Origin of the sequence: Undibacterium sp. 5I2, assembly GCF_035019605.1 — a bacterium.
In the GTDB taxonomy this organism is placed as follows: domain Bacteria; phylum Pseudomonadota; class Gammaproteobacteria; order Burkholderiales; family Burkholderiaceae_D; genus Undibacterium.
Genome location: NZ_JASJVS010000061.1, coordinates 1 through 22543, shown reverse-complemented (window position 1 = coordinate 22543; position 22543 = coordinate 1). Strand labels below are relative to the sequence as shown.

The following is a 22543-nucleotide window of genomic DNA, read 5'->3' as shown; positions in this document are numbered from 1 at the left end:
GGAGCGACGCGATGGGAGGGGATGCAAACCCCTTCCAGAGGCTTTTCCATCGTCGCTTGCGACGATCCATTAAGTTGCTACCGTTTACCGTATCGTCAGTGCACAGCAGGCGCGATGCCAGGTCGGTGCAGCCCAGCGCCGGTGGGATGGCTACTCAATCAATTATTTCAGCAGCTATCAAGTGCCACGACTGATGCTGTCGAGGACGGCATGCAGGGCTTGGCGATTGATGGGCTTGGTCAGATAGCCATCGATGCCGGCAGCCAGGGCCTCTTCTTGTTCGCTCGGCATGGCCGAAGCGGTCAGGGCGTAAATGGGGATGGCCTTGGCCGTGGCCTGCTGCTGCTCGAGTCGGCGAATTTCTCGGCTCGCTGCCATGCCGCTCATGACGGGCATTTGCATATCCATGAGGATGAGGTCGAAATCTCCCTGTTGCCAACACTGCAGCGCTTCCATGCCGTTAGTCGCGAGGGTGGTTTGATGCCCGAGTTTTCCCAGCAGGGTCAGAATCAAGGTTTGGTTGACGACATTGTCTTCGGCGATTAACACGCGCAAGCGGCGCAAGGCTTGCGTCGTAGCGCTGCTATCGCCAGGCTCGGCCAGCGTTGCAGCAGCGGCGCTGCTCGGCAGTTCTATTGGCAGTGACAGGGTGAAGCAACTTCCTTGATTCGGAGCACTGACCAGTGTGATGCTGCCACCCATCAGTTGTGCCAGGCGACTCGATATACTCAGTCCTAGCCCAGTGCCGCCGAAGCGGCGAGTGGTCGAGACATCCTGCTGGGAGAATGCATCGAAGATACGCGCTTGTTCGGCTTCCGGAATGCCGATGCCACTGTCGCTCACGCTGATGTGCAGCCAAGTGCGGCCGGCGGTATCGAGCGCGGTCTGCGCTTGCAATTCTATGCGGCCGTGATCAGTGAATTTGATCGCATTGCTGAGCAAGTTATTGACGATTTGGCTCAAACGAACCGGATCGCCGAGGATGCTGGCTGGCAGTTGTGGGCTGAAGGTGCAGTTGAGTACCAAAGCTTTTTTCTGCGCTGCGAAGCCAGTCGATTGACATAAACCAGTCAGCAGCGCTTGCGGGGCGATGGCGATGCTCTCGAGTTCGATTTTATTGGCTTCGATTTTACTGAAATCGAGGATGTCGTTGATAATCACCAGCAGATTATTGGCCGAATGATTGGCCATTTCCAGAAATTTTGTTTGCTCTTCGTCGAGCTCAGTATCGAGACAGAGTTCGATCATCCCCATGATGCCGTTCATCGGTGTGCGAATTTCATGACTCATATTGGCCAAGAAGGCGCTCTTGGCATGGTTCGCATTTTCCGCTACTTCTTTGGCGCTGATCAGAGCCAATCTGGCGAGTTCGCCGGCGGCGATCAAGGCGCTGATGTTTTCTAAAGTTGCGGCGATGTTTTGTTCGGTGCTGCTTTGGTCGACGGCATCGGGCAGCAGACTGATGAGAATCTGTTTGAGTGAATTCAGAGTAGTTTCGCGTTCACTCAGTTCGGCGCGTAATTGGCTGGCCGTGGTTTGCAGGGTAATCAGGGTTTGGCGAATTTCCAGCGGCGCATTGTCGATCAGGGTTTGGTTTTCACTGTCGCGTCCGGCCACCATGCCTAATTCCAGCACGCGGCTTTGTTTTAAACTACCGAGCCAGCGGTGCAGCGGGAACCAGATCAGTATCAGACCGCCGATGAAACTGGCCAGTGTCAGTGCCAGCGCCACTTGCATGGTCTGCCACATGCGCTCGGCAATCTGTTGATTATCAAAACTGAGTCTGAGTACGCCATAGTCTTGCCCACCGACGGTGATGACGCGATTATCATCGAACAGATGAGCGGTGATGCGGTCCATGATCCAAGAGGGAATATAGGCCGGCGTGTCATCGGATTTGCTGCGACTTTCTATCATTCCGGGGTGCAGAGAAATAAATTTCGCCGATGAAAAATTTCGACTGACGACCATTGATTCCAGCGTACGCTTGATGGTGTCGTAATCGCCAACGACGGCGCTGTCGGTGACGCTGTGGGCCGCCACTTCGAGCATGGAAGCAGCCGACTCTTGCACATCTTCGATTTCTTGGGTGAAGCGGGTTTCATAATACAGCGCCACGCCACTGCACATGAATGCCAGCCAAGTCACGGTATAGAGCGCATAGACGCGTAACACCAGTGATTTGGGTAAGATAAATTTCAGCAATCCCACGGGGCCTCGGCGATGGTGCGGTTGATCGTGTCGTTCAGCGCAGGCTGAGCGGTGCCGACTGATAGAATTTTCGGTAATTGACATACTCACTGCCATCTGAAGCGATGAAGAAGATATCGCCTGGCAGGCTGATTTTTTGCGCCGCTTGCCGCAATATTTCACGCCCTTGTGGATCGTCTTTCATTTCGAAGAAGGCTTTGGCTACGGCCTTCAGATCAGCCGGCTTGACTTTGCCAGACGCCATCAGTGCCAGATCATGGTAGGGCGTGGAACTCCATAGCACGCGAAATTTTTTATTTTCGCGCTGTGCGTAACTATCGATTAACTGTGAGTTACCGCCGACCGCTTGGACTTTACCAGCGGCCAGTTGGCCTAGGGCACCATTCTGATTGCCACCGAAGATGACGTTGATATCGATTTTCTGTTCGATCAAATGTGCCATCGGTACTTTGTAGGCGATCAGTGCTTCCGGTCCCGGGAAGGCGATGTCTTTGCCTTTTAGTTGCGCCAAGCTGGTGATGGCGGAATCGGCTGGCACCACGATTTGACCGCTGACCGGTGCCAAATTGCGCCGTCCGAAGACTTTCCAGCCGAGTTTTTCGCGTTCCGGAGCGAACAAATGGTTGGTGAAAGCGAATTCGACTTCTTGCGCCAGAACATAGCTGGTGGTGTCGGCTGAGGTGCGGCCGATTTTCAGCGCCAAATGCACACCACTTTTGTCTGCCACATAATTGATGATGGGATTCCAGTAGGCCGCGGTCAGATTGATGTCGTATTGGTTGACCGGTGAAAACCGATAGGTCGGGGCTTCATTGGCGGCTGCGCCCAGACTGCTCAGGTACAGGATGGCCGCGCACAGGCAGCAACGTAATTGACACAGCATGATCGCCTCGCAAGTAAAAAATTGCCTGATTATAGCCAAATAATGTTGCCGTAGAGTATTTCCCTGTAAATAGTATAGCATTCGGCGTTGCTGAAGTTGTTAAAAAGTGAAGGTTTAACGCGGCGCTTGTGGTCAAATCGCCCCTCAGGTATTCCGTACCGTCTGTGTCGCTTGCTTGCTTCGCGCTACAATGAGGGTCTTCGCCATGTTTGGCACTGTATCGGTAATCAATGACTGAAAAAAAACCTCTGTTAAGTGTCGATCAAGCTTTGGCCTTGCTGCTCGCCGCGGTGCGCCCGCTTACTCAAAGTGAAACGATCGCCACGCTCGATGCCGCTGGCCGAGTGTTGGCGCAGGCACAAACCTCCTTACTCGATGTCCCATCCTTGGATAATACCCAAATGGATGGCTATGCCGTGCGCGCGGCCGATTGCCAAAGCGCTGAGGCGCGTTTGCCGGTGACGCAGCGCATTGCTGCCGGTCAGCTTGGCCAGCCTTTACAACCGGGAACGGCGGCGCGTATTTTTACCGGCGCGCTGATACCGCCCGGTGCCGATGCCGTGCTTATGCAAGAACAATGTGTGGCCGATGGGACGGACGTGATCATTGGCCATGTGCCGCAGTCCGGTGATTGGATACGCCGGCGCGGTGAGGATATCGCCGCCGGTGCCAGCATTTTGGCAGCCGGCACGGTATTGCGCGCGCAGCATCTGGGCTTGGCCGCTTCGGTTGGTTTGGCGACACTGCCGGTGTTGCGGCAACCGCGCGTGGCGGTGTTTTTTACCGGCGATGAATTGACCATGCCTGGTGAAGCGCTCAAGCCCGGCGCGATTTACAATTCGAATCGTTACACCTTGACCGCCTTGCTGCGAGGGGCCGGTTGTTTGATCAGCGATTTCGGCATCGTGCCGGATACGCTCGAAGCGACCCGGGCGACCTTGCGCGCAGCGGCACAAGGAAACGATTTGATCATTACCTCCGGTGGTGTTTCGGTCGGCGAAGAAGATCATATCAAGCCAGCGGTCGAAGCCGAGGGAAGTTTGAATATGTGGCAAATCGCGGTCAAACCCGGCAAGCCTTTGGCTTTCGGTGAAGTGGGTGAGAGCTTTTTTCTTGGTTTGCCGGGTAACCCGGTATCGAGTTTCGTCACTTTTTTATTATTTGTGCGGCCTTTTTTACTGCGCATGCAGGGCGTGACTGACGTGACGCCGCAGGCGTTTTCGCTACGCGCCGATTTTACTTGGGCCAAACCGGACCGGCGGCGGGAATTTTTACGCGCTCGTATCAATGCCGATGGTGGACTGGATCTGTTCGCCAATCAAAGCTCGGGCGTGTTGACTTCAACCGTGTGGGGTGATGGCTTGGTCGATGTGCCGGCGGGCCAGAGCATTGCCGCCGGTGAGATGGTGCGTTTCCTGCCTTTTTCCTCTTTTTGAAACAGTCAACCATGAAAATTCAATTACGTTTTTTTGCCAGTGTACGTGAAAGCCTGAATTTGTCGGAACAAACTGTCGACGTGCCCGTGTCGGTACAAACGGTCGGCCAGTTGCGCGCCTGGTTAGTCGCGCGCGGTGAGGTGTGGGCCGAGGTGTTGGGGGCGCAACGGGCTTTGCGGATGGCGTACCAACAGCAAATGTGTGAGCCTGATACCGCGCTCACCGATGGTGCTGAGGTGGCATTTTTCCCACCGGTTACCGGGGGCTGAGCGATGAGAATCAGTGTGCAGACGGCCGATTTCGATCTCAGTACGGAGCTCGCGCGCATGCGCAAGAATCATCCGGCCATAGGCGCCTTGGTCAGCTTCGTCGGTTTGGTTCGCGATGTCAATGATGGTGCCGCGGTGTCGGCGCTCGAACTTGAGCATTATCCGGGCATGACTGAACGTGCACTGCAAGACATCGTCGAGCAGGCGCAGCAGCGCTGGCCACTGCTCGATTGCGTGGTCATACACCGAGTCGGTGCCATGCTGCCGCTTGATCAGATTGTCTTGGTGGCGGTCGCTTCCGCACATCGTGGCGCGGCTTTCGCAGCCTGTGAATTTATGATGGATTATTTGAAAATGCAGGCACCGTTCTGGAAGAAAGAGCAAACACCGGACGGTGCGCGTTGGGTCGATGCGCGTGACAGTGATGAGCAGGCTCATCTGAAATGGCGCGTATAAATTAAATCGTGAGCGGTGTGTGGTGCCGTCGGGTGCCGGCTGCCGATTTTCAGGAAGGAATGTTATGACGCAAGCAATGACTCTATTTCCGGCCATCGAGCCGTACCGCAGCGGTATGCTGGCGGTCGATGCGCTGCACACGCTGTACTGGTAAGAATGTGGCAATCCGCAAGGCCAGCCGGTACTGTTTTTGCATGGCGGCCCAGGCGGCGGTTGTACCCCCGGTCATTGGCGATTTTTCGATCCGGCGCATTATCGTATTGTCTTGTTTGATCAGCGCGGTGCCGGTCGTTCGACGCCGCTGGGCGAATATCGGGCCAATACCACGCCTCTACTGATCGAGGATATCGAGACTTTGCGCAGCCTGCTCGGGATTGAGCAATGGTTGGTGTTTGGCGGCTCTTGGGGTTCGACCTTGGCGCTGGCCTATGGACAGGCGCATCCGGAGTGCTGCCTGGGCTTTGTGTTGCGCGGGATTTTCCTGTGCAGCCGCAGCGAGGTCGACTGGTTCATCAATGGTATACAAAATTTTTACCCCGAAGTTCACCGGCGGTTTGCCGCAGCAATACCGCTCGACGAGCGCGGCGATCTGTTGCAAGCCTATGTCAAACGTTTGTTCTGCGATGATCCGGTAATTTATATGGAAGCGGCGCGCAATTGGAGTCGTTATGAGGGATCGTGTTTGTTTCTCGAACCGCAAGCGCAAGCGATTGCCGATTTCGAGTCAGATCAAGTCAGCCTCGGTATCGGTCGTTTGGAAGCGCATTACATGCTCAACGGCGGTTTTATGCGCGATGAGCAATTACTGCAGGAGCTGGCAGTTATCCGTCATCTGCCGGCTGTCATCGTGCAGGGTCGTTATGATGTGATTTGTCCGCCGGTTTCCGCATATCGTCTGCATCAGGCTTGGCCGGAGGCGCTGTTACATATGATTGGTGATGCCGGCCATGCGGCGATGGAGCCGGGGATTGCCGCGGCATTGTTACTGGTCACCGAGCAATTCAAAGTAGCCGGACGATTTGAGTGAGTCGCGGATTTTTTCAACTTAGTTTGAGCTAGGACAAACTCGGGACGCATGCTTGGCGCAAGACTTGAATTGCCAGTGATTGCCCCAAATTGCTGATGCATAGAATTCACTCAGGAGCAACAGAATGCGTCTCGATAAACTTACTACCAAGCTGCAGGAAGCTTTGGCCGATGCCCAGAGTCAGGCCGTTATCAATGATAATCAATACATTGAGCCGGTTCACTTGCTGGTCGCGCTGCTGAATCAGGATGATGGCGGCAGCCGCTCTTTGCTGCAGCGAGCCGGTGTCAATGTCAATGCGCTGCTGACTGATCTTAAAGTGGCTATCGACCGTTTGGCCAAGGTCAGCGGTACCGATGGACAAGTGCAGATAGGTCGCGAGTTGACTGGCTTACTCAATCTGTCGGAGAAAGAAGCGCAAAAACGCGGCGACGAATTTTTGGCCAGTGAAATGGTCTTGCTGGCTTTGGCCGATGATAAATCGACAGCCGGTAAATTGGCACGCGAAAAAGGCTTAACCCGTAAGGCTTTAGAAGCGGCTATCTTGGCGGTGCGTGGCGGTGGACAAGTCGATTCGGCCGATGCCGAAGGCCAGCGTGAAGCCTTGAAAAAATACACGCTCGATCTGACTGAACGCGCCCGTATGGGTAAGCTCGACCCGGTGATCGGCCGCGATGATGAAATTCGTCGTGCCATTCAGGTGCTGCAACGGCGCAGTAAAAACAATCCGGTACTGATTGGTGAGCCAGGCGTTGGTAAAACCGCCATCGTCGAAGGGCTGGCGCAACGCATCGTCAACGGCGAAGTACCGGACAGCTTGAAGTCGAAACGCGTGTTGTCGCTCGATATGGCAGCTTTGTTGGCCGGTGCCAAATACCGCGGCGAATTTGAAGAGCGTCTGAAATCGGTACTCAAAGAAATCGCGCTCGACGAAGGACAGACCATCGTTTTCATCGATGAACTGCATACCATGGTCGGGGCCGGTAAGGCCGAGGGCGCGATGGATGCCGGGAATATGCTCAAGCCAGCCTTGGCGCGCGGTGAGTTGCACTGCGTCGGTGCGACCACGCTCGATGAATACCGCAAATACATAGAAAAAGATGCCGCGCTGGAACGGCGTTTCCAGAAAATACTGGTCGATGAACCGAGTGTCGAAGCCACCATCGCCATTCTGCGCGGACTGCAAGAGAAATACGAAGTTCATCATGGCGTTGATATCACCGATCCAGCCATCGTGGCGGCGGCCGAACTGTCGCAACGCTATATCACCGACCGTTTCTTGCCCGATAAAGCGATTGATCTCATCGATGAGGCTGCCGCCAAAATCAAGATTGAGATCGATTCCAAGCCGGAAGTCATGGATAAGCTCGATCGTCGTTTGATACAGCTGAAGATCGAACGCGAAGCCGTGCGGCGCGAGAAAGATGAAGCCTCGCACAAGCGCATGGCCTTGATCGAGGTCGAAATCGAAAAGCTCTCGCGTGAATATGCCGATCTGGAAGAAATCTGGAAGGCGGAAAAAGCCATCGTGCAGGGCAGTACCCATATTAAGGAAGAGATCGAACAAATCCGCTTGCAAATGGAAGATGCCAAACGCAAGGGCGATTGGCAAACCATGTCGGAGCTGCAGTACGGGCGCTTGCCGGAACTCGAAGCGCAGTTGAAGCAGGCTGATACCCAAGCCGATAAGAATCAGCAAGACGGTAGCAAGCTCAAGCTCTTGCGTACGCAGGTAGGGGCGGAAGAAATCGCGGAAATTGTGTCGCGTGCCACCGGCATTCCAGTGTCAAGGATGATGCAGGGCGAGCGTGAGAAATTGCTGCATATGGAAGAGGCGCTGCATCAGCGCGTGGTCGGTCAACATGAAGCCATCGTCGCGGTGTCGGATGCGATTCGTCGTTCCCGTGCCGGGCTCGGTGATCCGGGGCGGCCTTACGGCTCGTTCCTGTTTCTCGGCCCTACCGGGGTCGGTAAGACCGAGTTATGCAAGGCGCTGGCCGGCTTTATGTTCGATACCGAAGAGTCCTTGATCCGCATCGATATGAGCGAATTCATGGAGAAGCACTCGGTGGCGCGTTTGATCGGGGCACCGCCCGGCTATGTCGGCTATGAAGAGGGCGGTTACCTGACCGAGGCGGTAAGGCGCAAACCTTACAGCGTGATTTTGCTCGATGAAGTGGAAAAAGCGCATCATGATGTCTTCAATGTGTTGCTGCAGGTATTGGATGATGGTCGCATGACCGATGGCCATGGCCGCACGGTGGACTTTAAAAACACTGTCATCGTCATGACTTCGAATCTCGGTTCGCACCAGATTCAAGCGATGGAAGGCAGCGATCCGGAAGTGATCAAGATGGCGGTGATGGGTGAAGTAAAAACCCATTTCCGGCCGGAATTCATCAACCGTATCGATGAAATCGTGGTGTTCCATGCGCTCGACGCGAAAAATATCGGGGCGATCGCCAAAATCCAGTTGAAAACTCTGGAACAGCGTTTACAACAAATGGAAATGGGTTTGCGCGTCAGCGATGCCGCTTTGCTGAAAATAGCCGAAGCCGGGTTCGACCCAGTCTACGGGGCGCGGCCCTTGAAACGGGCGATTCAACATCAGATCGAAAACCCTTTATCCAAGCAGATTTTGCAAGGAAAATTCGGGCCGAAAGATGTGATTGCCGTTGAAGTGCGCGATGGTGAGCTGGTATTCAGCCGCTTCGAGAGCTGAAGCGCGCTGGGGAAATAAAAAAGCGACGCTTGCGCGTCGCTTTTTTTGCTCTGTTGAGGTTTGATCGGAGCTGCGAATGGGTGAGTGGGGAAAACCGAGCTCAAGTGTTGGCAATCCTGACCGCGGTCAAGCTTGGCGGTCGCACGCGGGCACTGGCGGCCTGAGGGTTTAGAATGGGTGCGGCATGATTGATGCACCACTTTGGAGAAAACGATGAAGTTTGCTACCTGCGATTTATGTGACGCCTATGAAGATCAACTGCAAGCCGGCACCCTCTCTGCGCTGCCGCCGCTGTTCTTGGCCTATGGTGCAGAGCTGGCATTTGCCGGGCCGGCCGTGTGTTTGAAATTGATTGAAGACAATGGATTAGTGCGCACTACGCTGGAAACGCCCGGGCAGGGGCGGGTATTGGTGATAGACGGCGGTGCCAGCCTGCGCTGCGCCTTGGTCGGCGGCAATCTGGCCAAGTTGGCACAAGATAATGGCTGGGCTGGGCTCGTGGTCGATGGCTGTATCCGCGATGTAGCAGAAATCAATGCCTGCCGTATCGGTGTGCGTGCCCGCGGCAGCATGCCGGTGCGCAGTCTCAAACGCGGCGGCGGTGAGCGCGATGTGCGCGTGCTCATTGCGGGTGTAGCGGTTCATCCCGGCGATTGGATCTATGCCGATGCCGATGGTGTGCTGGTGGCGCGGCAAATGTTGTAGTTGCGGCTGCGTGCTCGGTAGTGTGGACGCATTGTATAGGGAAGCGCAGATTTAATCCGAGCGGTCAATTCTTCTGCGATTCAGTCCGCCGCGCCCTAAGGTATGCTCGTTGTCGTGTCGTCAGCGACGTCGACCATGTCGGCGTCAATTTCAAAAAAACCGAGATCAGGCTGTGATCGACAGTTTGGTTTGATGAACTCGACATCATGCACGCCTAATTTTTGGTAAGCAGCCAGGCTGTACACCCAGCCCTTATGCTTACCTTCATGACGGCGAGTGGCAAAGCGGGCAGCTTGACCCATTATGGGTAGACGCGCATCGACGTGAATGCGATAGTAAAACGCACGTTCACGTTGACGTTTTTGATCCATTTGTGCTTCCCACTTCGGGCGCTGCTGTGGCCAGTCCGGTACGGTGGCAGATAATTGCTCTAATTGTGCGCTGTAGTTACTGGCGGCGCCGCCGTGAAAGCCGATAATGGCGAAATGGCTGATCTGTTTTTTGTTCGCTGCCGGGAAAACATAATTGGCGCAAGAAGAAAGGCAGTATTCGAGGACTTGCAGATGCAGTTTGTGGTCGGCGATCCAATTGCCCAAGGCTATGCCATCATCGATTTCACCGCCCCGACTTTTGATGGAAAGCCACTCTGGCTTGGGTGTAGATTGCTGGTAAATACGCGATAACTGCTCATTGGCAGCGGCGCTGATAAGGCCGTAATAATGGAGTTGTTTGCCTTCGATGAAAATGGCGGCGGTGTCGGTGGCCTGTGATGTTTGCCAAGAGATCAGACTCAGAAAGAGTGAGCAGAGAAGCGTTCGGGGAGACATGGGCTGTCCTTGGAAAATTTCATCGCTGATCTCGAGAGCAAAATAATGCACTTGAGATTAAATAATATTAACAAAAAACATTCGAGTCAGACTTTACTTAAAAAGTGATGCTGCAGGATGCCTCTGACTTTCCATGGCTGTCTACTTTAACCGTGCATGAACCTGTTCCGCCGCTTACCAATTCAATCTCTTGAGCGTTTAGCTCGCGCAGAAGGGGTACAGACGAGTTCGATTGGTGTATTGCGAGAGTATTCTCTGCCTCACCTAGGGATAATTTTTTTGCATGATATGCTCTTTTAAAAATACCATCACGGAATTGTGACGGATTTATCCTAAGCACTTTTTGTTTGGATTTCTATAGGACGGGTCTGAAAATGACTGCTGCCATGCGCAGCAGCTGTCACCTGACCGCCGGTCGTGCCAAACTTGAGTCGCGGCCCGCGATGTGCGCATAATACAAGTCTTTGCCCACCATGAAAGACGCCCGCCATGTGGATCGATACCCATTGTCATCTCGACGCCAGCGAATTCGCTGACGCTGCCGCTGTGCTGGCCGATGCCGCGGCCACGGCCGGGGTGTCGGCCTTGGTGTTGCCGGCTGTGCACAAGAATAATTTTGCTGCAGTGGAAGCCTTGTCGCAGCAGCGCAGCGATTGTTTTTTTGCGCTCGGCATTCACCCCATGTATGTGCCGACTTCGGTTGAGGCCGATTTGGCGTTTTTGCGCGCACGCGTGACCAGCTTGCTGCAAGATCCGCCAGCCGGCCGGCGCTTGGTGGCGATCGGCGAAATCGGGCTCGATTATTTTGTGCCGGCACTGAAACAAAGTCCTTTGCGCGAGAAGCAAGAATATTTCTACAGTGAGCAATTGAAAATCGCCCGCGATGTCGGCTTGCCGGTGCTTTTGCATGTGCGGCGTTCGCAAGACCAAATACTCAAGCAATTGCGGCGCATTGCGGTCGTCGGCGGCATCGCCCATGCCTTCAATGGCAGTGCTCAGCAGGCGCAGATGTTTATTGAACTTGGTTTCAAGCTTGGTTTTGGCGGTGCCATGACCTATCCGCGCGCTTTACAAATCCGCCGTCTGGCCGTGGAATTGCCGCTCGCTGCCATTGTGCTCGAAACCGATGCGCCCGATATGCGGCCGGCCTGGCTAGGCAAGGGGAATAACTATCCGGCCGAATTGCCGCGCATCGGCACGGTGCTGGCGCAATTACGTGGGCTGAGCGTGACTGAACTGGCGGCGCAAACCAGTGCCAATGCCCGGGCGGTTTTGCCGCGCATGAATACTTTGGGGTAAATGATGCGGTCGGCATGCCTCGCTTTTGTGTTTGGCGTCGCATGTCTGCAGCAACAGCACAGTTTGTATACGGTAGCGGAATTAGCTTTATTGGCTTTGTGTGCGACATTTTTGCTGCTGCATTATGGCTGTACTCCGCATCCCTTGGCTTGCCCATCTTGGTGGCGTCGCAGTGGCGTTTGCCTTGGCTTTGCCTTGGCTGGCTTGGCATGGGCTGCTGCAATGGCGACACTGGCTTTGCAAACCGAATTGACTGCAGAATTCGAGCGTAGCGAAGTAACGCTGATCGGCTGCGTTGCCTCTTTACCTCAAACCTTCGAAGCCGGGCAGCGGCTTGATTTCGCCGTTGAACAGGTGCTGGCACCGCGTTTGAGTGCGCAGCAATGGCGGGTCTTTCCAAAAAAAATCAGTTTGAGCTGGTCGCAATTGCAGCCGGCACTTTTGCCTGGCGAGCGCTGGCAATTGCGGGTACGCGTGCAGCGTCCGCATGGCTATGCCAATCTTGGTGGCTTTGACACCGAATTGCGCTTGCTTGAAAGTGGTGTGCGCGCGGTCGGCACGGTACGCAGTGCGGCTGAGCTGAATCGCCGTCTCGACCCCATGGTGTGGCAGCCAAGGTATCTGCTCGAACGCAGCCGTGGCTGGTTGCGCGCGCGTATTTTTGCCGCCTTGCCGAATCATCCGTATGCCGGTGTGTTGGTGGCTTTGGTAATCGGCGAGCAACGGGCGATTTCAGCGGCCGATTGGGTCCTGTTCAATCGCACCGGCATTGGTCACTTGATCAGTATCTCGGGTCTGCATGTGAGTATGATTGCGGCGCTGTTTGCTAAGCTCAGTGCGGCGCTGTGGCGGCGCGCGCGTTGGCGTGGGCATGCTTTGCCCTTGCTGTTGCCGGCGCAAAAAGTGGCTGCTGTCAGTGGTGCTTCAGCGGCTTTATTGTATGTGGCTTTGGCCGGCTTCGGCATTCCCGCCCAGCGCACCTTGATCATGTTGCTGACGGTGGCCTTGGCTTTGTGGTGCGGTCGGATCAGTGATTTTTTTGCGGTATTGTGCCTGGCGCTGGTATTGGTACTGTTGTGCGATCCGTGGGCGGTGCTGGCGCCGGGCTTTTGGTTATCGTTTTTGGCGGTGGCTGTGCTGACTTATGCGGCGGCACAGCCGACGCGTCGTCCGCCGCCTGGCTGGCAGCGCTGGCGCGCATTGTTGCTCGCGGCATTGCGCAGTCAATGGGCGGTCAGCATAGGTTTGCTGCCGCTGAGTCTGTTTTTGTTTGGACAGGTGGCCCTGCTCGGGGCTTTGGCGAATGCCTTGGCGATTCCGCTGATCAGTTTGGCGGTGACGCCGTTGGCCTTACTGGGGAGTGTGATGCCGTCTCCGATATCGGGCTGGTTGTTGCAAATAAGCGACATTTTATTTAGCGCGCTGATGCCTGTGTTGCAGTATTTGAGTGGCTTGCCGGCGGCGCTGTGGCGCGCCGAACGTGGCCCGTGGTGGGCTTGGGTCTTGGCTGCATGTGGCGTGGCGTGGGCATTGCTGCCGCGTGGTTGGCCGCTGCGTTGGCTGGGGCTGGTGTGTTGTTTGCCGATGTTGTTTCCAGCCCGGCAGGCTTGGCCGGAGGGGAGCTTGCGCATGACGGTGTTTGATATTGGGCAGGGCACGGCGGTGCTGCTGGAAACAGCGAAGCATCGTTTGCTTTATGATGCAGGGCCGCGTTATTCGGTCTCGTCGGATGCCGCCCAAAGTGTGCTCTTACCGTATTTGCAGAGGCGTGCCATCAGCGCACTCGATGTGCTGATGATTTCCCACGCCGATCTCGATCATGCCGGTGGTGCTGCCAGTATCTTGCAGTCGCTGGAGGTGGCGGCGGTGGCCAGCTCATTGGCGTCGGATCATCCCTTGCTTGGCGCGGCGCGGCAGCACTGGCGCTGTCACGCTGGTCAGCGTTGGCAGTGGGATGGCGTGGTGTTCGAGGTGTTGCAGCCAGCGTTATCGGCGTATGCCAATGAAAAGTTGTCTGATAATGCGCGTAGTTGCACCCTGAAGGTCAGTAGCGTGCAGCATGCGGTGCTGCTGCCCGGAGATATCGCGGCGGCGCAGGAGACGGCCTTGTTGGCGCAGTATGGTGAGCAGTTGCGTGCGTCGGTGTTATTGGTACCGCATCATGGCAGCAAGACTTCATCGAGCGCCGCTTTTTTGGCGGCCGTGCAGCCGCAAGCAGCGATTTTTCAATTCGGTCACTATAACCGCTATCGCCACCCTCACTCGGTGGTGTGGCAGCGCTATGCCGATGTCGGCAGCATGCGCTGGCGCACCGATAGGCATGGTGCGCTGAGTGTCGAGCTCGGTGAGCGCGTGACGATTACTGCATACCGCCAGCAGCATGCGCGCTACTGGCATGGGCGCTGAGGCTGTACCTGATTGTGGAATAATTCTTCTAAGTCTGCAGGAAAGCCTGTTGGCGCATTACAATTGAAGTCATGATGCATTTTTCAATGCGCTGACTACAATATGGAGCATACTTTGGAGCGAGCGGTTCTACATTTCGTACATGGCAACAGTTTTCCGGCCGGGACTTACCGCGTTTTTCTCGATCAACTGCGTAGTAATCACGTCGTTGGGGTCAGTGATATGTTGGGGCATGATCCGGCCTATCCGGTTACCGACGGCTGGCGCGAGCTGGTGCAGGAATTGATAGCGACGCTGGAAGCGCGCTATTCGGTGCCGGTGGTGTTGCTAGGTCATTCGCTCGGCGGTATTTTATCTTTGATGGCGGCACGCGCCCGTCCCGATTTGGTGCGTGCCGTAATCGTGCTCGATTCGCCCTTGGTGGCCGGTTGGCGCGCGCTGTTATTGCGGGTAGTGAAGTTTCTTAAACTCGATGGTAAATTTTCGCCGGCACGCTTTGCAGAGAAGCGCCGCTGCGTGTGGGATAGTGTTGAGCACGCTCACAGGCATTTTGCCGCGAAAGAGAAGTTTGCGATCTGGCCGACCGAAGTGTTATGGGATTACATGCATGCCGGACTGCTGCCGTCTGCGCAAGGTGTGAGCTTGCGTTTCACGCGCGAAGTGGAAACGGCTATTTATCGCACGTTGCCGCATGGTTTGGGACGCTTGATTCGCCGTCCGCCGGCGGTGCCTATCGGTTTCATCGGTGGCACTGAATCCATAGAGTGTGCTCAGGCCGGCGATTACTATACGAAAAAACTGATGGGTCGCAATTACACACTGATTCCCGGTGGGCATTTGATTCCACTCGAACAGCCCGAGCAGACGGCGCTGGCGGTGGAGACGATGCTGGCTACCTTACTTAAGCAAGAATGTGAACAGAATAATGATTAACGCAAAAATGCAGCAAACCGGCGCCTACCGCGCGCTGGTGGCGCTTGGTTTGACACTGCTTGCTGGTGCGGCCGTGGCCGACGATATTTTGCTTGCGCCATCTTGGCAGGAAATGCAAACCGTGCGCGCGGCCGGTAAATCGCTGTGGCAGTTGGAAATCGAGAATGACAGCCTGCTCCTCAATCGTGATGATAAATTTTATACCAGTGGCGTGCACCTGCAGCAAACCTCGCTGCTGCAAACAGCGCTGCTATCGACCGAATATGGCTGGCGCTTCGGGCAGGATTTTTATACGGCATCGGATACCAATTTGTTGCCCGCGCAATTAGCCGCGAATGATCATCGCTACGCTGGCTGGCTGTACGCTGGCGTGTTCGGCGCAAAAACCGAATCGACCGGGCGCAGTTGGCGCTGGGGCGTTGATATCGGTTGTTTCGGTCGCTGTGCCGGTGGTGCCTGGAGCCAGCAACAGTTGCACCATTTACTGAAACAAAGGCTGCCGCAAGCCTGGAGTACCCAGTATCGCAACGAGGCCGGCTTGGTGCTCTCGGGTGAATGGTCGCCCGGGCGCTTGCTGCCCATGGCCGGGGTCGATCTGACGCCACGCTTGAATGGACGTTTCGGGAATATTTTCACCGATGCCGGGGCGCAGCTGGAATTGCGGGCCGGTACGCTCAATAGCTTGCCGTATCAGCCGGCCAGCTACGTCTTCCTCAAAGGCTCGGTGAAAGCGGTGGCCTATAACGCGACCATAGAAGGCGGTTATTTTAATGATGAGGCGCGTTCGATTGCGACTAAAAAGCGCGGCGGCGAGCTGGAAATCGGCTATCTATGGCAGCGCGGTGAGTATGGTCTGAGTGCTTCCGTGATTCGGCGTGCCAACGAAATCGAGCAGATGTCGAATGCCGTTGGAGCGCAAAATTTTGTCAGGTTGCAATTTTTTTATGCGCCGTAAATAATCCGCGCTTCGGGCGCGGAATTCGTATGCCTGCCTGATAGTCTGAGGTATAATTCGAATTTCCCGCTTGTGCCGTCTGGCACCTTCTGCAATGACTAAGTTTGTATTCGTTACGGGGGGCGTAGTCTCCTCATTAGGCAAAGGCATCGCTGCCGCCTCTCTCGCCGCCATTTTAGAATCGCGCGGTCTTAAAGTGACTATGCTCAAACTGGATCCGTACATCAACGTTGATCCAGGTACCATGAGCCCGTTCCAGCATGGCGAAGTATTCGTGACCGATGACGGTGCCGAGACTGATCTCGACCTCGGCCACTACGAACGCTTCATCACTGCGCGCATGAAGAAAGTGAATAACTTCACGACCGGTCAGATTTACGAGTCGGTGATCCGCAAGGAACGCCGTGGTGAATACCTCGGCAAAACCGTGCAAGTTATTCCGCACATCACCAATGAAATTCAAGAATTCATTCACCGCGGTGCCGCTGGTGCCGATGTCGCGCTGGTTGAAATCGGCGGTACGGTCGGCGATATCGAATCGTTGCCGTTTCTCGAAGCCGCGCGTCAGCTCAGTCTGCGTGCCGGTCGCAATGCGGCTGCCTTCGTCCATCTGACGCTGGTGCCGTATGTGGCCGCTGCCGGTGAATTGAAAACCAAGCCGACACAACACAGTGTGCAAAAACTGCGCGAAATCGGGATTTTCCCCGATGCGCTGCTGTGCCGTGCCGATCGTCCGATTCCGGATGATGAACGCGCTAAGATTTCGCTGTTCGCCAATGTGCCGGAAGAAGCCGTTATTTCGGTTTGGGATGCCGACACGATCTACAAAATTCCACAGATGCTGCACGATCAGGGCCTCGATAAAATCGTTTGCGACAAGCTGGGTCTGGCCCCGCAACCGGCTGATCTGAGTATGTGGAGTAAGTTGGTTTTTGCTCTGGAAAACCCGAAAGACGAAGTCACTATTGGTATGGTCGGTAAATATGTCGATTTGACTGAATCGTACAAATCGCTGACCGAAGCCTTGCGTCACGCCGGTATTCATACCGAAAGCCGAGTCAATATCGAATACGTCGATTCCGAAGAAATCGAAGCACACGGTACTAAGGCGCTGGAAAAATACGACGGTATTCTGGTACCTGGCGGTTTCGGTAAACGCGGCGTCGAAGGGAAAATCATGGCGGCTCGTTATGCCCGTGAAAACAAGATCCCTTATCTCGGCATCTGCCTGGGCATGCAAGTCGCTTTGATCGAATACGCGCGTAACAAAGCCGGTTTGACCATGGCGAATTCGACCGAATTCGATCTCGATACTGAACAGCCGGTGGTAGCACTCATTAATGAGTGGCAAAACCATGATGGTAAAGTCGAGCGTCGCGATGAGAACTCCAATCTCGGTGGCACCATGCGTTTGGGTGCGCAAACTTGTGCAGTCAAGCCCGGTACTCTGGCGTTTGAAATTTACGGGAATGTCGTCACTGAACGCCATCGCCACCGCTATGAAGCGAATAACTACTATCTGACCCGTGTCGAGCAAGCCGGCATGATCGTATCGGCGCGTACCCCGACTGAAGATCTGTGTGAAATCATGGAATTGCCACGCGAAGGTGAGAATTCTCACCCTTGGTATATCGGTGTCCAATACCATCCGGAATTCAAGTCGACCCCGCGCGATGGTCATCCGCTCTTCATTTCATTCGCCAAAGCAGTACTGGCGCATAAAAACGCTTAAGGAAAAACGATGAAATTATGTGGATTTGAGGTCGGTCTCGACCAGCCTTTTTTTCTCATCGCCGGCCCTTGCGTGATCGAGTCGCGCCAGATGGCGCTCGATACCGCCGGTGAACTGAAAGAAATTACTGCCGCCTTGGGCATTCCATTCATTTACAAGTCCTCGTTCGATAAAGCCAATCGCTCTTCCGGCACTTCGTTTCGCGGCTTGGGCATGGAGCAGGGGCTCGATATTTTGGCCGATGTCAAACGCCAGATCGGTGTGCCGGTATTGACTGATATTCATGCGATCGATGAAATTGCAGCGGTAGCGGCGGTGGTCGATGTGTTGCAGACGCCGGCTTTCTTGTGTCGGCAAACGGATTTCATCGAAGCTTGCGGTCGCTCCGGTAAGCCGGTCAATATCAAGAAGGGCCAGTTTTTGGCTCCGCACGATATGGTGCATGTGATCGCCAAGGCACGCGCAGCGGCCAAGGCGGCAGGTTTATTGGAAGATAATTTCATGGCCTGTGAACGCGGTGCCTCGTTCGGCTACAACAATTTGGTGTCGGACATGCGCGCATTGGCGATCATGCGCGAGACCGCGTGTCCGGTGGTATTCGATGCTACCCATTCGGTGCAATTGCCCGGTGGTCAGGGCAGCACTTCGGGTGGTCAACGTGAATTCGTGCCGGTGTTGGCACGTGCCGCGGTGGCCGTCGGTATCGCCGGCCTGTTCATGGAGACGCATCCGAACCCGGCTGTGGCAATGTCCGATGGCCCGAATGCGGTGCCGTTGGGACGCATGAAAGAATTGTTGGCGACCTTACTTGATCTTGATCGCGTGGTCAAAAAGAACGGCTTCTTGGAAACCAGTTTTTAATTGTATTGTTTTGCTTTGTTCGCAGTATCGTTTAGGAGAATTGAATGAGTGCCATCGTTGATATTATCGGTCGTGAAATTTTAGATTCACGCGGTAACCCAACTGTAGAATGTGATGTCTTGCTCGAATCCGGTGTCATGGGTCGTGCTTCGGTGCCGTCGGGTGCCTCGACCGGTTCGCGTGAAGCGATCGAATTGCGTGATGGTGATAAGTCCCGTTACCTCGGTAAGGGCGTTTTGCAAGCATGCGAGCATATCAATACCGAAATCGCTGAAGCGATCATGGGTCTGGATGCCAATGAGCAAGCCTTCCTCGATCGCACTTTGATCGATCTCGATGGTACGGAAAACAAGGGCCGTCTCGGTGCCAATGCCATGTTGGCGGTATCGATGGCCGTGGCCAAAGCGGCAGCTGAAGAAGCCGGTTTGCCTTTGTATCGTTATTTCGGTGGTTCCGGCGCGATGCAATTGCCCGTGCCGATGATGAATGTCATCAATGGCGGCGCGCACGCTGACAATAATCTTGATATTCAAGAATTCATGATTATCCCTATCGGTGCACCGAGCTTCCGCGAGGCGCTGCGCTACGGTGCCGAAGTGTTCCATGCATTGAAAAAAATCCTGCACGACAAGGGTTTGACGACAGCGGTTGGCGACGAAGGTGGTTTTGCGCCATCGGTGGATAACCACGAATCGGCGATCAAAATGATTATCGAAGCGATCGAAGCAGCCGGCTACGAGCCAGGTACTCAGATCGCACTCGGCCTCGATTGCGCTGCCAGCGAATTCTACAAAGATGGTAAATACCACCTCGAAGGCGAAGGCTTGACTTTGTCGGCTACCGATTTCACTAATCTGCTGGCAACTTGGGTCGATAAATATCCTATCATCTCGATCGAAGATGCGATGGCTGAAGGCGATTGGGAAGGCTGGGCGATTCTGACCGAAAAACTGGGCAAAAAAATCCAACTCGTCGGCGATGATCTGTTCGTGACCAATACCAAGATCCTCAAAGAAGGCATACAAAAAGGTATCGCCAATTCTATCCTGATCAAAATCAATCAGATCGGTACTTTGACCGAAACCTTTGCTGCCATTGAAATGGCCAAGCGTGCCGGTTACACGGCCGTGATTTCGCATCGTTCCGGTGAAACCGAAGACAGCACCATTGCTGATATCGCTGTCGGTATGAATGCTTTGCAAATCAAAACCGGCTCCTTGTCGCGTTCTGATCGGATGGCGAAATACAATCAATTGCTGCGCATTGAAGAAGATCTCGGTGAAATCGCCAGCTATCCTGGTCGTGATGCATTTTACAATTTGAAGTAATTCGTCTTTATTTAAAAAGGGGGAACGTGTGTTCCCCTTTTTGTCATTTTTATGTGAGTGTTTGTGCGCCTGATTGCCGTTTGTTTCCTGTTGTTGCTGGCTATGATCCAATACCCGCTGTGGCTAGGTAAGGGCGGTTGGTTGCGCGTATGGGAATTTGAGCGCCAAGTCGCGCTGGCACAAAATAATAACGATAAACTCAAGCAGCGCAATGCCACGCTCGAGTCGGAAGTAGTCGATCTCAAAGACGGTACTGATTCAGTGGAAGAGCGTGCGCGCTTCGAACTGGGTATGATCAAGAAGGATGAAATTTTTGTCCAAATTCTTGATGCCAATGCTGTCATGATGGCGCCGGCACCGGCCGCCGTCACTGAGGCGCTGAGGCGCTGAGCTTGGCCGTTACGGCCAAGTGGACAACAATTCGCGCGGTATCAAATGCTTCAACACGACTTGTTTGAGGCTAATTTGAGGCCAATGCCGACCTTGCTATTGCCTACAGGCTATGTATCGCGACCTCAGCTATGATCACTTTTCATAATTTTTCTTATCATAAGCAGGATAGGATTTCTGAAAGGGCTGCTTGTCGACTGACTATTCATACGGTATATTGCCGTATACGTATATTTACCGTATGAGAGGAGTCGAAGATGTCTGCTGTTGCTCGATTTGATTTGAAAATGGATGTGGAAGAAAAAGAGCTTGTTTCTCGTGCTGCAGCCTTAGTTGGCACCACGATGGCGGCGTTCGTTCGCGCATCTGCCAAAGAAAAAGCACGTGAACTGTTAGATCGTGAATCCCGCGTCACCATGTCAGCCCGTGATTTTCAGGCATTCACGATGGCACTGAACGGGACCTTTACGCCGAATGCCGCGCTACAACACGCTCTGAGCCTGGCGCAAAAGGTGAAGCGTGCTTGAAGAGCAATTGCTTGACCCACAGCGCCATGATCGCCAAGCCTTTGTCTCTGGTGTTGCCGAGTTGGATCAGTATCTGCATCGCTTCGCTATCCAGCAAAGCAAAAAAGGGATCGCCGTGGTGCGGGTGTTGGTCGATACGGACCAGCCGAAAACGATATTAGGCTATTACAGTTTGAGCGCCGCGCAAATCGATGCGTCTCAAATGGATGAACGCACACGACAAAAATTACCGCGTTATCCGGTACCTTGCTTTCGTCTGGGACGATTGGCGACACATTCAGCGCATCGCCATCGTGGATTAGGGCGACTCCTCATGGGCTGTGCACTTGAGCGTTGTTTGGAAGCAAAAAAACATGTGGCTGCGTATGCACTGGTGGTCGATGCAAAGGGGGAGGATGCCAAGTCGTTCTATGAGTATTATGGGTTTACCCCCTGCAGCGATAATCCGATGACGCTGTATTTGTCACTTGGCACATAAATATTAAACTGTCGAAACCCGAGTACGCTTTTTATCTATTCATTAGGCGGTTCAGGCAGCCACTTTCGTTTTCGGTAAGCTGTCTGTGTCTCGCTAGACTTGAATTTTTATGCTATCAAAGCGCACAACGGTCGCTTTTCAGGATCGATCACCAAATCATTTTTACCTTCTAGTCCGAGGGCCACAATTAATTCGGTGGGATGATCACGTAATTGTTCAAACACGGCTTCTGGGAGATCGCCTGCACCAGCGAGGACCTAGATGGGATCCGTTCCAACATCACGTTTTACTGCCGCCAATACCGCTGGTAATTGGCCGTAGTCATTAGTGTTGTTACCCAATTCGGCAGCACCAATAATGTGTGCAGTGCCATTGAAGGCCGTTTGGCCGTTGTAGGAGTAATTAAAGTTGCCACCAGAGTGCTTCATGATTCGGCTCCCCGTATCGGTGAAACTGTCCTGCGCTTTAGGTTTTGGTTCACCGAATTTGCTTTTAAAAGGCGACTCCCTTTTCGGATTATTATCAGCACCCATTGGCGTGTCATCGTCAGGGCCACGACCTCGCACCGTATCAGTCTGGCGCTGACGTTTTTCCAAGTGCGCACGTGCTGCTCGTATTACAGCAAGCCGGTCTTCGCGTCGCGCAATTTCCGCAGGCAGCGCCAGTTCCGGTACATTTTTTCGGCCTCGTTAGTGGATTTGGCCTCGATCTTGGTTTCATCAACCGCAACCGTTCCCAGTTTGGACAACCCGAATCTTTGATCAGTTTCACCACTTGCACAAACATATCCGACAATTCCTTGAGATGATTGGCCTAGAAATCACAGATCGTCCGGAAGAATGGAAAATTTCTGACTGACAGGGCCCAGAACGCTACGCCTTCTTGCAGTTTTCGGGCAATTTTGCGGGGATGGCCTGCGGTTTAGCGTGCAGAAAGCAGTTAAATTGAGCGAGTCGATTGTGTTGCGGACGTAATAGGCAATGTGTGCTTCAGGCAAGCAATCTTGTGGCGTATGGGGTAACTGGGTATTCCGGAGGAACGTGACCAGTGATTCCGGCATCGTGACCAGTCATTCCATTTTAACGTGACCGCCCATTC

At 54.2% G+C, this 22543-nt stretch carries 19 protein-coding genes and 1 pseudogene; 16 read left to right on the top strand and 4 right to left on the bottom strand.

Going from position 1 to position 22543, the window contains the following annotated elements; translation table 11 throughout:
- Positions 1-177: 177 nt before the first annotated feature.
- Both QN359_RS16675 and QN359_RS16670 read right to left on the bottom strand, forming a co-directional pair.
- Positions 178-2211, bottom strand: a complete 2034-nt coding sequence (locus QN359_RS16675; RefSeq protein WP_323493343.1) for an ATP-binding protein — start codon at positions 2209-2211, stop codon at positions 178-180.
- A 34-nt stretch (positions 2212-2245) separates the two neighbouring features.
- Positions 2246-3094, bottom strand: a complete 849-nt coding sequence (locus tag QN359_RS16670; protein WP_322248815.1) for a phosphate/phosphite/phosphonate ABC transporter substrate-binding protein — start codon at positions 3092-3094, stop codon at positions 2246-2248.
- Between the two features lie 230 nt (positions 3095-3324).
- Here QN359_RS16670 and glp point away from each other — a divergent pair, with 230 nt between their 5' ends.
- From glp to rraA, 6 genes and pseudogenes are all read left to right on the top strand, one after another.
- On the top strand, positions 3325-4530 hold the full coding sequence (glp, locus tag QN359_RS16665) for a gephyrin-like molybdotransferase Glp (RefSeq protein WP_322248814.1): 1206 nt from the start codon (positions 3325-3327) through the stop codon (positions 4528-4530).
- Between the two features lie 11 nt (positions 4531-4541).
- Positions 4542-4799, top strand: coding sequence for a molybdopterin converting factor subunit 1 (gene moaD / locus QN359_RS16660; protein ID WP_322248813.1), 258 nt, complete (start codon positions 4542-4544; stop codon positions 4797-4799).
- A gap of 3 nt (positions 4800-4802) precedes the next feature.
- Positions 4803-5255 carry a molybdopterin synthase catalytic subunit MoaE gene (gene moaE / locus QN359_RS16655; RefSeq protein WP_322248812.1) on the top strand — a complete coding sequence of 151 codons (453 nt, stop codon included), beginning with the start codon at positions 4803-4805 and terminating at the stop codon, positions 5253-5255.
- A gap of 64 nt (positions 5256-5319) precedes the next feature.
- Positions 5320-6282, top strand: a pseudogene (gene pip, locus QN359_RS16650) (prolyl aminopeptidase).
- 124 nt (positions 6283-6406) lie between these two features.
- Positions 6407-9004 (top strand): ATP-dependent chaperone ClpB, encoded by a 2598-nt coding sequence (clpB, locus tag QN359_RS16645; RefSeq protein ID WP_322248811.1) that lies wholly within the window; start codon positions 6407-6409, stop codon positions 9002-9004.
- Positions 9005-9217: 213 nt separating this feature from the next.
- A complete protein-coding gene (gene rraA / locus QN359_RS16640; protein ID WP_322248810.1) occupies positions 9218-9709 on the top strand; it encodes a ribonuclease E activity regulator RraA in 492 nt (163 codons plus the stop codon).
- Between the two features lie 95 nt (positions 9710-9804).
- Here rraA and QN359_RS16635 read toward each other — a convergent pair whose 3' ends face one another.
- Positions 9805-10536, bottom strand: a complete 732-nt coding sequence (locus QN359_RS16635; protein WP_322248809.1) for a hypothetical protein — start codon at positions 10534-10536, stop codon at positions 9805-9807.
- 489 nt (positions 10537-11025) lie between these two features.
- Between QN359_RS16635 and QN359_RS16630 the strand changes: the two genes are divergently transcribed.
- The 10 genes from QN359_RS16630 to QN359_RS16585 all read left to right on the top strand — a co-directional run bounded on the left by QN359_RS16630 (position 11026) and on the right by QN359_RS16585 (position 21445).
- On the top strand, positions 11026-11835 hold the full coding sequence (locus QN359_RS16630) for a TatD family hydrolase (RefSeq protein ID WP_322248808.1): 810 nt from the start codon (positions 11026-11028) through the stop codon (positions 11833-11835).
- Positions 11836-11838: 3 nt separating this feature from the next.
- The gene (locus QN359_RS16625; protein WP_322248807.1) at positions 11839-14241 is read left to right on the top strand and encodes a DNA internalization-related competence protein ComEC/Rec2; all 2403 of its coding nucleotides are present in this window, start codon (positions 11839-11841) and stop codon (positions 14239-14241) included.
- 102 nt (positions 14242-14343) lie between these two features.
- Positions 14344-15174, top strand: a complete 831-nt coding sequence (locus QN359_RS16620; RefSeq protein WP_323493344.1) for an alpha/beta hydrolase — start codon at positions 14344-14346, stop codon at positions 15172-15174.
- Positions 15167-16129 (top strand): lipid A-modifier LpxR family protein, encoded by a 963-nt coding sequence (locus tag QN359_RS16615; protein ID WP_322248805.1) that lies wholly within the window; start codon positions 15167-15169, stop codon positions 16127-16129. Before QN359_RS16620 ends, QN359_RS16615 begins: the two co-directional genes overlap by 8 nt.
- Before the next feature lie 94 nt (positions 16130-16223).
- On the top strand, positions 16224-17861 hold the full coding sequence (locus tag QN359_RS16610; protein WP_322248804.1) for a CTP synthase: 1638 nt from the start codon (positions 16224-16226) through the stop codon (positions 17859-17861).
- 9 nt (positions 17862-17870) lie between these two features.
- A complete protein-coding gene (gene kdsA, locus QN359_RS16605) occupies positions 17871-18722 on the top strand; it encodes a 3-deoxy-8-phosphooctulonate synthase (protein WP_322248803.1) in 852 nt (283 codons plus the stop codon).
- Between the two features lie 44 nt (positions 18723-18766).
- Positions 18767-20050 carry a phosphopyruvate hydratase gene (gene eno / locus QN359_RS16600; RefSeq protein WP_322248802.1) on the top strand — a complete coding sequence of 428 codons (1284 nt, stop codon included), beginning with the start codon at positions 18767-18769 and terminating at the stop codon, positions 20048-20050.
- A gap of 63 nt (positions 20051-20113) precedes the next feature.
- Positions 20114-20440, top strand: a complete 327-nt coding sequence (gene ftsB / locus QN359_RS16595) for a cell division protein FtsB (RefSeq protein ID WP_322248801.1) — start codon at positions 20114-20116, stop codon at positions 20438-20440.
- Between the two features lie 257 nt (positions 20441-20697).
- On the top strand, positions 20698-20967 hold the full coding sequence (locus tag QN359_RS16590; RefSeq protein WP_322248799.1) for a DUF1778 domain-containing protein: 270 nt from the start codon (positions 20698-20700) through the stop codon (positions 20965-20967).
- Positions 20960-21445, top strand: a complete 486-nt coding sequence (locus tag QN359_RS16585) for a GNAT family N-acetyltransferase (protein WP_322248798.1) — start codon at positions 20960-20962, stop codon at positions 21443-21445. Before QN359_RS16590 ends, QN359_RS16585 begins: the two co-directional genes overlap by 8 nt.
- 257 nt (positions 21446-21702) lie before the next feature.
- Here QN359_RS16585 and QN359_RS16580 read toward each other — a convergent pair whose 3' ends face one another.
- Positions 21703-22041, bottom strand: a complete 339-nt coding sequence (locus QN359_RS16580; RefSeq protein WP_322248797.1) for a hypothetical protein — start codon at positions 22039-22041, stop codon at positions 21703-21705.
- Positions 22042-22543: the final 502 nt, after the last annotated feature.